Source organism: Pseudarthrobacter raffinosi (genome assembly GCF_023913735.1).
Classification (GTDB): Bacteria; Actinomycetota; Actinomycetes; order Actinomycetales; family Micrococcaceae; genus Arthrobacter; species Arthrobacter raffinosi.
Genome location: NZ_JAMXBH010000007.1, coordinates 157,016 through 170,518 on the forward strand (window position 1 = coordinate 157,016; position 13,503 = coordinate 170,518).

Sequence of the window (13,503 nt, forward strand, 5' to 3'; positions counted from 1 at the left end):
CGAATTGCCGGATCCGATGATGGCCAGGTCGTAAGGGGGTATTGTGCCTTTCGGAAAGGTCAGGACGGCAAGTGTGACTGTTAGCCAGGAGTGGCGGCTAATTGCAGCTTAGTTTGGCGGGTTCCAGGTTCCGTCAACCGGTCCGCTTCCGGGACACGTTGTGAGGTCCCCGCGTTACACATCGTCCGTGTCCCGCAGAATCAGTTGAAGCCTGCGAACGCACTCCTGTGCGAAGTCCGGCCAGGTGGACCAGTAGTAGGGAACCCCCGACAGTGTGATGGCCAACGCCCAGGCACGAGCGCGCAGCCGCGTGCTTTTGTCGAGGCCCAGTTCCTCGGCGTACGCATGCCTGGCTTCGGCCGGGAGATCCCAGACCGCGGCGTGCTCGCAGGTCGGATCACCGACCGAGAGACCGCCGAAATCGACCACCCCCACCAGCACGCTGTTTCGGACCAGGAGGTTGGAGGGCTTGAGGTCGGTGTGCATCCAGGTGTGCGCCAACCGTGGCTGATCGAGTTCCAACGCCGCTTGCCAGATGGACTGCAGGCCGTCGAGATCCAACTGGAGTCCCTGTATGCCGCGGCAGGCGTCGAGGTTCGCTGACGTCCCGGTGGAGAGATCCCGCAGACTGCCGCCACGGTACGACAACAGTGGCTCTTCCCGCGGTGCGCCCATGAGGTCGATGCTGTGGAGGGCGCGGACAAAGCCAGCCAGGTCCCGGCCGAGCCGGGACAGATCCTGCTCACTTTCCGGGTTCAGCTCTGTACCGTCGACCCACCGGTACACCGACCAGGGGAACGGGTAGCTTTCATCCGGCCTGCCGATTGCCACAGGCTCGGGAATGCTGAGCGGAAGGTGCGGTGCAAGGCGCGGCAGCCATGTCTGTTCCTTGGCCACATCGGCCGCGGTGCCCGACGTCCGCGGCAACCTCACCACCAGATCATCGCCCAGGCGCAACATGCGATTGTCTGTGCCTTCCCCGGCAGGCGAGAGGGCCAGGTGCTCCCAGGCAGGGAACTGGTGATTGATGAGTCGGCGGACTGTCTTCTCCTTGAGGTTAACTTCGTCCGTATGCAGGGAGGCCATGTCTCTAACTCAAACACAGGTCAGCAGTTCGCGGGGAACCTCTCTGGTCACACCGACATGCAACGCCCGGCTTGGCGGGTCCCGGAACCGGTAGACTGATGCCGGATCCGGGCCGGCGCAGACGCCCCCGGCTGCCGCCGAGGTGACATAGGCGGCGTTCCTCACCGCCCGGGCCATCCGGGCGCCACAGCCTGCATCCCAGAAGGAACGCCATGTCATCGCCCTCCCTCACCTTGCCGTCACCGGCCACTGCCCGGAACCGCCGCTTGCTGGAAACCCTCGGAGCGTTGGCCATCGCCGGCACGTACATCTACCTGGTGTTGAACCAGCCCGCGGACATCACCGGCGGCCCCGGCAGCGCGTCGGCCCTGATCGCCCTGTCCGGCTTCCTCGTGGGGGCCGTGCTGCTGATAGTCGGCGTACTGCCCACACTGCCCGTGTCCACGCTGGTGCTGATTCCGGTGGCACTGGTCCTGAATATTGTCCTGGGCCAGTTCGTGGGCAGCACCTTGGTGCCCTTCTACCTCGACGCCATCGGCACCGTCCTGATCGCCGTCCTGGCCGGACCCGCCGCCGGAGCAGCCACGGGCGCCCTCAGCAGCATTGTCTGGTCCTTCTTCAACCCCACCGTCCTGCCGTTCGCCGCCGGTGCCGCCCTGATCGGCTTCCTGGCCGGCGTCGCCGCACGCCACGGCCTGTTCCGGCGCTTCTACCTGGCACCGGTGGCAGGGTTCCTGGCCGGCATCATCGGCGGTGTGGTCTCCGCTCCCGTTGCCGCGTTCGTCTTCGGCGGCACCTCCGGCCTGGCCACCGGCGCCATCGTCAGCGCATTCCGCTCCATGGGTGACACCCTCCTGGCGGCCATCACCAAGCAGGCCTTGATCTCGGACCCCATGGACAAGGCCATCGTCTTCACCTTGGTGGCCGTCTTGGTGTACGCCCTGCCGCGCCGCACCCGCCTGCAGTTCCCGTTTGTCCGGCGGCACCGCGTGCTTGCCGGAACAGCCATCAGCCAGCCCACCGGCGAATCCACCGGAAAATCCGCCGGCCAGGACGCCTGACCCACCCCTGATGCGTCTGCACCCCATGACGTCGCTGGCGGCTGCCGGCAGCACTGCAGTCATCACGACGGCGGCTGCCAGCTGGCCGCTGTCCCTCACCGTGATCGCCGCGGCCGCGGGCTTGTCGGTAGCCGGGGGAGTGGCCCGCCGGATGCTGCCGGCGGTGGCGGTCATCCTGGCTCCGCTGGTCCTGTCACTGCTGGCCATGCACGGACTCTTTTTTCCGGAGGGCACCACGGTCCTGGTGCGGTGGGGCCCTGCGCGGGTCACCGTGGAAGGGCTTCATTTTGCCCTCGAGCGGGCTGCGCAGCTTTCCGCGGCGGTGCTGGTGCTGCTGCTATGTTCCTTCACCATAAGTGTCCCGGACCTGGTGGCTGCCCTGTCCGCCCGCGGCGTCCACGCGCGGTTCGCGTTTGTGCTCGCCTCCACCCTGACACTGCTGCCGGCCATCAGTTCACGGCTGGGGCGCATCCGGCAGGCCCAGGAAGCGCGTGGCCTGGTGATCAGGCCTGGAATTGTCGGGCGCGCAGGCGCGTTCCGGTGGCAGGCGGTGCCCCTGGTGCTGTCCCTCGTGGAGGAAGCCGGCACCCGCGCGGCAGCCTTACAGGCCCGCGGGTTCGGCAGCGCCGGGCAACACACCAGTTACCGGGCGGTCCAGGATTCTCCGATCCAGCGGTGGGTTCGCCTCGTGCTGGTGTTGGCGGCGGTGGCGGCCATCGCCGCCCGCCTCTGGCAGCCGACGGCGGGTGCTTCTTAAGTGGCGCAAGGCTCACCTCCGGCCCTGGCAGCGGGTATCGAAGAATTTGTCTTCTCCGGCGAGCAGGAACCGGTTATGGCTGGCCTCGACGTGGCCTTCGCCGCGGGATCGCTGACAGCCGTGCTCGGCGGATCCGGCAGCGGCAAGTCGACGCTGGGACGCCTGCTCGCCGGCTGGTTGCTGCCCGGCGACGGCGGGACACTCACGGGTTTTCTCGAGCTTGCTGGCACGCGGCTCCGGTTCACCGGAACAGCCGCCGATCCGCGGATCGATCCCGGGAGCTGGGGCCGCCAGGTGGGCTTTGTGCCGCAGGATCCCTCCGCCGCCCTGTCCACGGTCCGTGCCACGGTGGCCGAGGAGCTGGCGTTCGGGCTGGAAAACGCGGGGATTGACCGTGCGACGATGGCCGGCGCCGTCCGGCACGCGGCAGCACTGACCGGCCTGACCCGGCTGCTGAACCGGGATCCTGCCACGCTTTCCGGTGGCCAGCTGCGCCGCCTGGCCATCGGTTGCGCGGTCATTGCCCGCCCCGCGGTTCTCATCATGGACGAACCCTTCGCCTCCCTCGACACGGACGGAGCCGAAGACCTTGCTGCCCTGGTGCGGAAACTCGTCCAGGACGGCACCGCCGTCGTGATCCTGAGCCAGCGGGCCGATGCCTTCCTGCACAACGCCGGTACCTGGCTGGTCCTTGCCGGCGGTACCGTGGCCGCGGCTGGCACGCCGGCAGAAGTCGTGGCTGCCGGGGCGCTGGAACTGGCGGGAGTGGTCCGCCCCCGTCCAGATACAGGTCCCCGGCCGCTGGCAGAAGCCGGCTTTCCACCCGTCGTCGACGGTCCGCCGGCTTTGGAGCTGCGTGACGTCTCGTTCACATACCGGGGGACACAGCGCAGAGGCTGGTTCAGGGCACAACCGGGCCCGCCGGCTGACCCGGTCCTGCACGGACTCAGCCTGACCGTCAGCGCGGGCGAGATCCTGGCGGTGACAGGTCCCAACGGCGCCGGAAAGTCCACGCTCCTGAGGCACCTCAACGGCTTGCTCCAGCCCACGGCAGGCAGCGTACTGGTTAGGGGACGGAACATCGGCGGACAGCCCGCGGGACGGGTGTCCGGTGACGTGGGGCTGCTTTTCCAGCAGCCCAGGGACCAGCTGTTTGAGCGGACCGTGGAACGGGAAGTCCGCTTCGGACTCGAGCGTGGGCAGCTGGCGGCTGACCAGGCGGTGCGGCAGGCCCTCGCCGCCGTTGGCCTGGAGCACCTTGCCGGGCGGCACCCGGCCGAACTGCCCGCGTCCCAGCAGCGGCTTCTGGCACTGGCCACAGTGCTTGCCCGGCGTCCCCCAGTCCTTGCCCTGGACGAACCGACCGTTTCCCTGGACGGCCATGGGCTGGCCGCGCTGGACCGGGTGGTGCGCAGCACGACGGCGGAGGGCGCCGCCGTCGTGCTGGTCACCCACGATCTGGACTACGCCCGGTCCATCGCGCACCGGCTGGTGCGGATCGAGGCCGGCCGCCTGCTACCCGCGGACTGATTCCGGGGTGGCTGCATCCGGGCTGACCGATTCGGAGGACTGACCCGTCAGGCCCGACGCGACGCCCGGCGCCAGGAAGCGCCTGCCGTTGACCCGTTCGGAGGCGCCAACACGGTCCAGGTACGGCGTGATGCCGCCCAGGAACATCGGCCAGCCAGCGCCGAGGATCATGCAGAGGTCGATGTCTTCAGGACCGGCCACTACGCCCTCATCCAGCATCAGCCCGATCTCCTCGGCGAGGGCGTCCTGCACACGGCGCAGCACGTCGTCCCCGGTGGACGGTGACGTGCCGAAGGACATCAGCGACAGGGTGGACTCCGGGATCTCCTGGGAGCCGTCGGCCGCCGGGGCCCAGAGCGATTTCACGCCGTTCTCGATCAGTTTCTGCAGGTTCGTGGACACAGCGAAGCGGTCTCCGAAAGCGGCGTGGAGGGACTCCTGGACATGCTGGGCAACCGGCAGGCCCACCATGGCACCCAGCGTGAACGGCGTCATCGGCAGGCCCATGGGACGCAGCGACGTGTCGGCGACCTCGGCAGGGGTGCCTTCGTCGAACGCGGCCGTCACTTCGCCCATCAGCCGCAGCAGGATCCTGTTGACCACAAAGGCCGGCGCATCCTTGACCAGCACCGCGGTCTTCTTCAGGCCCTTGGCCAGCTCAAAAGCGGTGGCCAGCACGGCGTCGTCGGTCTTGGGTGCACGCACGATTTCGAGCAGCGGCATCACGGCCACCGGGTTGAAGAAGTGGAAGCCAACCAGCCGTTCCGGGTGCGCGAGGTCTTCGGCCATGGCCGTGACGGACAGCGAGGACGTGTTGGTGGCGAGGATGCATTCCGGCGAGACGATTGCCTCCACCTCGGCGAAGACCTGCTTCTTGACGTTCAGCTCTTCGAAGACAGCCTCAATGACAAAGTCCGCGTCCACGAAGGCCTCCTTGGAGACCGATCCCGTGACCAGTGCCCTGGTGCGGTTGGCTGCGTCCTGGCTGATCCGTTTCTTGCCGAGGAGCCTGTCCACCTCGGCGTGGACGTAGCCCACGCCCTTGTCCACACGGGCCTGGTCGATGTCCGTCATCACCACGGGGACCTTGAGCTGGCGGGCGAACAAAAGGGCCAGCTGGCTGGCCATGAGGCCCGCCCCCACGACGCCGATCTTGGTGACCGGACGGGCGAGCTTACGGTCCGGTGCGCCCGCAGGCCGCTTGGAACGCTTCTGGACCAAATCCAGGAACGCGTAGACCGTAGCGCGGAACTCGTCTGTCTGCATCAGACCTGCGAGGGTTTCGCACTCGAAGGCGGCCGATTCGGCCTGGGACATGGTCCGGTTGGCGTCGAGGATGTCCAGGACCTTGGCCGGCGCAGGCGAGGCATTGGAGGTCTTGGCCTCCACGAACGTCCGGCCGGCGGCGACTGCTGCGGACCAGCGCCCGGCAACGGCGGGATCAGCGGGATCCACGGCGTTGGCCCGTGCCGGGACCACCTCGCCGGTGATGACGGTGGCCGCCCAGGCGAGGGACTGTTCCAGGAAGTCTGCCGGTTCGAACAGGGCGTCGGCGATACCGAGCTGGAAGGCCTGCGGCCCGTTGAGCGTCCGGTTGTTGCTGAGCGGGTTCTCGATCATCACCTTGACCGCGTTCTCGGGTCCGATCAGGCGCGGCAGGATGTAGACGCCGCCCCAGCCGGGGACCAGGCCGATGAAGGCCTCGGGAAGCGCCAGCGCGCCGGCGCCGGTGGACACCGTGCGGTAGGTGGACTGCAGGGCGATCTCCAGGCCGCCGCCCAGGGCAACGCCGTTGATGAACGCGAAGCTGGGAACGCCGAGGTTAGCCAGCGTGGCATAAACGTCATGCCCGAGCTGGGCCATCCACAGGCCATGATCGCGATTCTCCAGCGACTTCACCGCGGACAGGTCGGCGCCGGCCACGAGGAAGTACGGTTTGCCCGTCACGCCCACACCCACGATCTCGCCGCGTGCCGCACGCTCCTTCAGGCCCTCCAGGACGGTGCCCAGCTCCACCAGGGTATTGGGTCCCAGCGTGGTGGGTTTGGAGTGGTCCAGGCCGTTGTCCAGGGTGATCAGCACGAACACTCCGGGGCTCTGCTGGCTGGGGGCGGCAGGCAGCTTGATGTCCTGGACGTACGAGTGGGTCACGGTTTCGTCGGGGAAGAGCTCGGCAAGCTTGGTGAAATCGGCGGCGCTCATGCTGCGGCTCCTTCGGTGGTGGCTACTGAGTTTGCTTCCTGGACGACTGCTGCGACGGCGCCGCTGTAATCTGTGTATTTCGAGTGACGCGGGTTTTCCCAGATGACGGTGGCGCCCATGCCCAAGCCTATGCACATGGTGGTGATCCCGTACCGGACCGAGGGATCTTCTTCGAACTGCCGCGCGAGCTGGTTCATCAGCCTGACCCCGGAGGAGGCGAGGGGGTGGCCCACTGCGATGGCGCCGCCGTACCGGTTCACGCGGGGGTCGTCGTCGGAAATTCCGAAGTGGTCCAGGAAACTCAGGACCTGCACGGCAAAGGCTTCATTGATCTCGAAGAGTCCGATGTCCTCAATGCTGAGGCCGGCGTTCTTCAGTGCTTTTTCGGTGGCGGGCACGGGGCCGATGCCCATGACCTCCGGTTCGACGCCGGCGTAGGCGTAGCTGACCAGCCGCATCTTGACCGGCAGGCCCAGTTCCGCGGCAGCTTCCGAGGACGCCAGGACGGCGGCCGTGGCGCCGTCGTTCAGGCCGGCGGCGTTGCCTGCCGTCACGCGGCCTTGGGCGCGGAAGGGAGTCCGCAGGGCCGCCAGGTCCTCGAGCGTGGTGCCCGGCCGGGGCGGTTCATCAACGCTGTTCACCGTCCAGCCCTGTCCCGGCTTCAGGGTAGCGACCGGAACGAGGTCAGGCTGGATCTGGCCCTGGGCGTATGCGGCTGCGAGCTTGTCCTGCGAGGCGACCGCGTAGGCGTCTGTGCGTTCCTTGGTGATGGCGGGAAAACGGTCGTGCAGGTTTTCGGCCGTGTTGCCCATGTTCAGGGCGGCAGGGTCAACCAGCCGCTCGGACATAAAGCGCGGGTTCGGATCGGCGCCGGAGCCCATCGGGTGGTTGCCCATGTGCTCCACACCGCCGGCGATGACGACGTCGTAGGCGCCGAAGCCGATGCCGCTCGCCGTTGTGGTCACCGCGGTCATGGCGCCGGCGCACATACGGTCGATGGCGAATCCGGGGACAGTGCGGGGGAGCCCTGCCAGGAGGGCGGCCGTGCGGCCGAGGGTCAGGCCCTGGTCGCCGGTCTGGGTGGTGGCGGCAACAGCGACTTCATCGATCCGGGCCGCGGGCAGGGTGGGGTTGCGGCGGAGAAGTTCGCGGATGCACTTCACCATCAGGTCATCGGCGCGGGTTCCGGCGTAGATGCCTTTCTCGCCGGCCCGGCCGAAGGGTGTGCGGACGCCGTCAACAAAAACGACGTCGCGGACAGTTCGCGGGGATCCGCTGCTTCCGTGGTGGCTCACGTTTACTCCTCATCGAGACGTTGGCGCCGTCCGGAGGCCAAAGGGCAGCACTCGGCAGGACGGCAGTGCACACTATGTTACTCGTCAGTAACATAGTGTGCAAGGCTCGGTGAGGGGCGTTTACTCGGTGGCTGCGGTTGCCTTGGTTTCCTTGGCCGGCAGAGGTTGCGGGTTGAGGAACGCGTCCGTGAGAAGCGGTGCCACCACGCCGATCTGCCATTCGCGGGCACCGAGGGCGCGCAGCTCGGCGGCTACTGTTTCTTCGGTTATGCCCGACGGCGGACGCCACGCCACGCGGCGCAGGTAGTCCGGCGTCAGCAGATTCTCCACGGGAAGGTTCAGTTCCTCCGCTTTCTCCTGCAGGAGCGGACGGGCGGTGGACAGGCGTGCGGCGGCCTCGGGGTCCCGATCGGACCACACCCGCGGCGGGGGCGGTGCGTTGGTGGGCAGGTGCAGCGGCGGAAGGTCCTCAAGATCGCGGGCAGCGGCGATGCACCGGAGCCACCGGGGTGCCTCACGCTGAGCCGCACGGCCATGGAAGCCCTTGGTGCCGAGCAGCTGGGGAACGGTGGACGGCATGGCCTTGGCGGCGGACACCAGGGCGGAATCTGGGATCAGCCGTCCCGGTGCCACATCGCGCTTCTGCGCCAGGGAATCGCGCTCCAGCCACATTTCGCGGACCGCGGCCAGCTGGCGCCGGTCGCGGATCTGGTGCAGGCCCGACGTCTTGCGCCAGGGGTCAACCCGGGGAGGCGCGACGCCGGCGGCAAGGATTGCGGCAAATTCCTGCTCGGCGTATTCCAGCTTGCCGTCGGCCTGCAGCAGTTCGATGAGTTCTTCGCGCAGCTCGGTCAGGACTTCCACGTCCAGGGCGGCGTAGCGCAGCCACGGCTCGGGCAGCGGCCGCGTGGACCAATCGGCGGCCGAATGTTCCTTCGCCAGGCCAAACCCGAGCAGCTGTTCGATGACGGCGGCCAGGCCAACGCGTGGCAGGCCGGCCAGCCGTGCGGCGAGCTCCGTATCGAAGAGCCTGTCCGGCCACATGCCCAGCTCCAGCAGGCAGGGCAGGTCCTGGCTGGCTGCATGCAGGATCCATTCCACCCCCTGGAGCGCATCGTTGATGATGGACAGGTTCTCGAACGGTTCAGGATCGATCAGCCAGGTACCTGAGCCTTCGCGCCGGATCTGCACCAGGAACGCGCGCTGGCCGTACCGGAATCCTGAGGCCCGTTCTGCATCAACCCCTGCGGGCCCTGTGCCGGCGGCGATGGCTGCCGCGCACCGCTCCAGCCCGGACTGCGTTTCGATAACCAGCGGCACGCCGTCGCGCGGTGCGTCGAGGTCAATGACTACGGGGACCTGGCTGTCGAAGCCTTCCACCGTGATGTGGGGAGTGGTATCAGCAGCCGGAGCGCCGGCCGTGGTGTTTTCCGGAATATGAGGGGTCATGATGCCTTCAGTTTACCGACACGGGGCAGTCCTAGTTCCGGCGCCGGCGCGGAAGGGCCGTGACGCCGTCGGGCAGAGGGGGGAGTCCGGCGAACGTACAGACCATGTCTGACCATGCTTCCAGATGGGCGGTGACGTCCGACGACGCCGGAGTCCAGGAAGCGCGCAGCTCGATATCGATCGACCCGGGCCGGTCGGAAAGTGTTCCAAAACTCTCCGATAGGACGCGGGTGGCGGTCCCGCCGGCCGCCCGGTAGGGGGCCTTGTGATTCTCCAGGGCCTCCACGAGCCAGGTCCAAGCGACGGTGCCCAGCATTTCGTCATTGCCCATTTCGGGCTCAAGCTGGGCCCGAATGTAGGTGACAATCCGGAATTCGCCGTCCCAGACTGCTGAGCCTTCCGGGTCGTGCAGCAGGATGAAGCGGCCCGTGGCCAACTCGGTGTCGTCGTCGTCCTCGGTGCCGGACGCCGCGGCCAGGGCCATGGCGGCGGGCCCGTGGACCGGTGTGGTGCCGCTGCCCGGTCCGGGCGCCATGACCTCGGCCCCGAGCGCCACGGCGAACGGTGCCAGGCGCGCCGGGGCGGGAATTTCCGCCAGGCGCAGTTCACTGCGGCATTGGGCCTTCCTGAGGGTTCCCAAGGCGTGGAGAAATTCCGGGGGAACCTGGGCTAGTGCGTTCACCTTCGCAGATTACGCAACAGCAGGGGGGAGGCAGTGCAGGCTCGCCGTCGGCCGGCCCATGCTATCCGGCCTCCTTGCCCGCGTGATGGGCCGCAAGTTCCCTTCGGATCGCGGCCACAAAGGCGTCGACATCATCCTCACTGGTGTCGAAGGAGCACATCCAGCGGACCTCGCGGGCGGCTTCATCCCAGTCGTAGAACCGGAAGGACTCCCGCAGGCGGTCAGCTATGCCAGCCGGCAGGACGGCAAACACACCGTTGGACTCCGTCTTCTGCGTGGGCTCCACACCCTCGATCGAGTCCACCGCGGCGCGGAGGCGTGCGGCCATGGCGTTGGCGTGCGACGCCGAACGGAGCCACAGGTCGCCTTCCAACAGGGCGATGAACTGGGCCGACAGGAAGCGCATTTTCGAGGCAAGCTGCATGTTCATCTTGCGCAGGAACTTCAGGCCGTGGGCCGCTTCGGGGTTCAGGGCCACAACCACTTCGCCGTACAGCAGCCCGTTTTTGGTGCCGCCGAAGGAGAGGATGTCCACGCCGGCGTCGCGGGTGAAGGCCCGCAACGGCACGTTTAGGTGCGCGGCGGCGTTGGCCAGCCGCGCGCCGTCCATGTGGAGTTTCATGCCCTTGGCGTGGGCATGATCGGCGATGGCCCGGACCTCATCCGGGGTGTAGCAGGTGCCAAGCTCGGTGGTCTGGGTGATGGACACTGCCAGCGGCTGTGCCCGGTGTTCATCGCCCCAGCCCCACGCCTCGCGGTCAATCAGCTCCGGCGTCAGCTTGCCGTCCTGGGTGGGGACATGCAGGAGTTTGATCCCGCCAATCCGTTCCGGAGCGCCGTTTTCGTCCATATTGATGTGCGCCGTCGAAGCGCACACCACAGCCCCCCAGCGCGGGAGCAGCGACTGCAGGGAAAGCACGTTGGCCCCGGTGCCGTTGAACACCGGGAAGCATTCGATGCCGGTGCCGAAGTGCTCCTCCATCAGCTCCTGCAGCCGTGTTGTGTAGTCGTCCTCGCCGTAGGACACCTGGTGGCCCTCGTTGGCAGCCGCGAGGGCGGCCAGGACCTCCGGGTGAACACCCGAGTAGTTGTCCGACGCGAAACCGCGGACGGACGCGTCATGCAGCCGGGCGGCGGGATTTTCAACCCGAGGGGCGGCATCTGCCGTTGTTGTCATTGCTTTGCTCACGTTCTCAGTCTAGGGAGGTTGGGTCCGGCCGGTCCGGGGCCAGCCTGTCAGCGGAATTTGCGGTCAGGGGGTCAGGAGCAGGCGCTGGCCGTTCAGTTCGGCTGCCGGGCGGCTGAACAGCCCGACGACGGCGGCGGCCAGGTCCTCAACGTCGGTGGCGCCGGGGAAGGTCCGTTCCGGGTGCGCCTTCCGGAGTTCCGCGTCCACCAGAGCTTTCACCACCAGGACGACGGCGGCGCCGCGCAAGGCGGTGCCCTCATCCGCAGCCCCGCGGGCCAGGCCCTCCGCCATCGCCAGGGTCCAGGTCTCGGCGGCGGCCTTCGCCGCCACGTAGCTGGCCGTCGCCGCCGTGGGCTTGTCCACCGCGGTGGAGGACACCACGGCAAACCTTCCGGTTCCGGCGGCGGCCAGGTCGGTGTAAAAGACCCGGGACACATTCCTGAGCGTCGTGACGGCGCCGCGCTCCAGGAAGTCCCAGTCGGCGTCACTTTGGTCCGTGATGCCCTTGGCGCCGCGCCAGCCGCCGACGAGGTGGATGACTCCGTCCACGCGCCCGGCGGTTTCGGCCAGAAGGGTCTTCCGGAGGGCCTGGACGTCGGCGAGATCCGCAAGATCGCATACCAGGGGAGTGACGCCCTCGCCCGCCCGCCTCGCCGCAGCGTCGATGCGCGTCCTGTCCGCGCCAACCGTGAAGACCCGGAACCCCGCCTGGTGCAAGGCCCCGGCCACCGCGATCCCGGACGGTCCGCTGCCGCCGGTGACCAGGACGTTCAGCCCGGGGGCATGGTCCGGAACAGGAGCCACCGGCGGTGCGTCGGTTTCGCTCACAGCGCGGACGCTGCGGTGATGCCGGCGGTGGATTCGATGACTGGACGCATTTTCTTCTCCAAGGCTTCGTAGAACATGGACAGCGGAAATTCGTCGTCCAGCACCTGGTCGGTGAGGCCGCGGGGCGGACCGGCGACGGGAAGCGCGTCGGGGCCCTTGGCCCAGACTGATGCGGGGTTGGGCGTAACCGTGGCGGAGATCAGCTGGTACGCGGCAAGCCAATGGGCCATCTTCGGCCGGTCAATGGAACGCCAGTAGAGCTCGTCGATCGAGGCGCCGAGGCCGATCACCGCGTCCGCCACCTGGTCCCAGTCGATGCTGAGCCGGCTGTCGGTCCAGTGCAGGACGTGGTGCTGATGCAGCCAGGCGAAGAGCAACTGTCCGCCGAGCCCGTCGTAGTTGCGCACCCGGTTGCCGGTGATCGCGAAGCGGAAGATCCGGTCGAAGATGATGGCGTACTGCACCAGTTTCGCGTGCCGGCGTGCTTCCGGCCCGGCGTCTTCGTCCTGTTCGATCCGGACGGATTCACGGAAGGCTGTGAGGTCGCAGCGCAGTTCTTCCAGCGAATACAGGAAGTAGGGCATCCGCTGCTTGATCATGAACGGGTCAAAGGGCAGGTCCCCGCGCATGTGGGTCCGGTCATGGATCAGGTCCCACATCACAAACGTGGCCTCGGTCAGTTCCTGGTCGGCCAGGAGTTCCGCGGCGCCCGCGGGCAGGTCCAGGGAGGTGATGTCTGCCGCCGCGCGCAGGACCCGGCGGAACCGGGCAGCTTCCCGGTCCGCAAAAATAGCGCCCCAGGTGAACGTGGGTGTCGCCCGGACGGCCACGGTTTCGGGGAACAGCACCGCCGAGTTGGTGTTGTAGCCGCAGGTGAAGTCCAGGAACCGGATGGGCACAAAGAGCTTGTTGGAATAGTCCCCGGCCTCAAGGCCGGCCACAAAATCGGGCCAGATGACCTCGATCAGTACGGCCTCCACGAGCCGGCTGCTGCTTCCGTTCTGGGTGTACATGGGGAAGATGACAACATGCTGCAGGCCGTCCTGGCGCTGCAGCTGGGGCTGGAACGCCAGCAGCGATGCGAGGAAGTCCGGGACGGCGAATCCAGCCGTGGCCCACGCCTGGAAATCAGCGACGACGGCGTCAAGGTAGGCCGCGTCGTGCGGGAACAGCGGTGCCAGTTCGGCAAGCGACTCCGTGATGGCGGCAACCTGCAGGGCTGCCTCGGCGTGATGGCCGGCATCAGGCACGGAGCCGTCCTGGACCTGCAGTGCCTGCAGGGATTCGGCGGCGCTCCTGAGGCGGAGCCAGGCGGGATTTTCGGCGGTGATCCTCGTAGGGGCCACGGTCACGGTGACGGTCATGGTGTGACTGCCTTTCTCATTGCTTGGGGCATCTACGGCGAGCGTAGCAAGCAACCAGAG

The 13,503-nt window shown here is 67.6% G+C and carries 11 protein-coding genes; 3 read left to right on the forward strand and 8 right to left on the reverse strand.

The genetic code is table 11. The annotated features are described in order from the left end of the window. Positions 1–174: 174 nt before the first annotated feature. The gene (locus tag NG698_RS08280) at positions 175–1,086 is read right to left on the reverse strand and encodes an aminoglycoside phosphotransferase family protein (RefSeq protein WP_252609167.1); all 912 of its coding nucleotides are present in this window, start codon (positions 1,084–1,086) and stop codon (positions 175–177) included. A 212-nt stretch (positions 1,087–1,298) separates the two neighbouring features. Between NG698_RS08280 and NG698_RS08285 the strand changes: the two genes are divergently transcribed. The 3 genes from NG698_RS08285 to NG698_RS08295 all read left to right on the forward strand — a co-directional run bounded on the left by NG698_RS08285 (position 1,299) and on the right by NG698_RS08295 (position 4,434). After that, positions 1,299–2,147, forward strand: a complete 849-nt coding sequence (locus tag NG698_RS08285; protein ID WP_252609169.1) for an ECF transporter S component — start codon at positions 1,299–1,301, stop codon at positions 2,145–2,147. A 10-nt stretch (positions 2,148–2,157) separates the two neighbouring features. After that, a complete protein-coding gene (locus NG698_RS08290; RefSeq protein WP_252609171.1) occupies positions 2,158–2,904 on the forward strand; it encodes an energy-coupling factor transporter transmembrane component T in 747 nt (248 codons plus the stop codon). Between the two features lie 75 nt (positions 2,905–2,979). Beyond that, positions 2,980–4,434, forward strand: coding sequence for an ABC transporter ATP-binding protein (locus NG698_RS08295; protein WP_308293022.1), 1,455 nt, complete (start codon positions 2,980–2,982; stop codon positions 4,432–4,434). On the opposite strand, the gene NG698_RS08300 is transcribed toward NG698_RS08295, so the two are convergent. The 7 genes from NG698_RS08300 to NG698_RS08330 all read right to left on the reverse strand — a co-directional run bounded on the left by NG698_RS08300 (position 4,420) and on the right by NG698_RS08330 (position 13,443). Beyond that, on the reverse strand, positions 4,420–6,636 hold the full coding sequence (locus NG698_RS08300; RefSeq protein ID WP_252600194.1) for a 3-hydroxyacyl-CoA dehydrogenase NAD-binding domain-containing protein: 2,217 nt from the start codon (positions 6,634–6,636) through the stop codon (positions 4,420–4,422). The two genes, NG698_RS08295 and NG698_RS08300, sit on opposite strands and share 15 nt — an antisense overlap. Beyond that, complete coding sequence (locus NG698_RS08305; protein WP_252609173.1) at positions 6,633–7,931, reverse strand: thiolase family protein; 1,299 nt, start codon at positions 7,929–7,931, stop codon at positions 6,633–6,635. The genes NG698_RS08300 and NG698_RS08305 overlap by 4 nt, the downstream gene beginning before the upstream one ends. A 120-nt stretch (positions 7,932–8,051) precedes the next feature. After that, positions 8,052–9,380 carry an HRDC domain-containing protein gene (locus tag NG698_RS08310; protein WP_252600196.1) on the reverse strand — a complete coding sequence of 443 codons (1,329 nt, stop codon included), beginning with the start codon at positions 9,378–9,380 and terminating at the stop codon, positions 8,052–8,054. 31 nt (positions 9,381–9,411) lie between these two features. After that, on the reverse strand, positions 9,412–10,062 hold the full coding sequence (locus NG698_RS08315) for a DUF3000 domain-containing protein (RefSeq protein ID WP_252600197.1): 651 nt from the start codon (positions 10,060–10,062) through the stop codon (positions 9,412–9,414). Between the two features lie 61 nt (positions 10,063–10,123). Then, positions 10,124–11,239: a threonine aldolase family protein gene (locus NG698_RS08320; RefSeq protein ID WP_252609204.1), complete on the reverse strand. Its 1,116-nt coding sequence runs from the start codon at positions 11,237–11,239 to the stop codon at positions 10,124–10,126. 75 nt (positions 11,240–11,314) lie between these two features. After that, positions 11,315–12,079 (reverse strand): SDR family oxidoreductase, encoded by a 765-nt coding sequence (locus NG698_RS08325; protein ID WP_252600198.1) that lies wholly within the window; start codon positions 12,077–12,079, stop codon positions 11,315–11,317. Beyond that, positions 12,076–13,443 (reverse strand): DUF6421 family protein, encoded by a 1,368-nt coding sequence (locus tag NG698_RS08330; RefSeq protein WP_252609174.1) that lies wholly within the window; start codon positions 13,441–13,443, stop codon positions 12,076–12,078. Before NG698_RS08330 ends, NG698_RS08325 begins: the two co-directional genes overlap by 4 nt. Positions 13,444–13,503 lie beyond the last annotated feature (60 nt).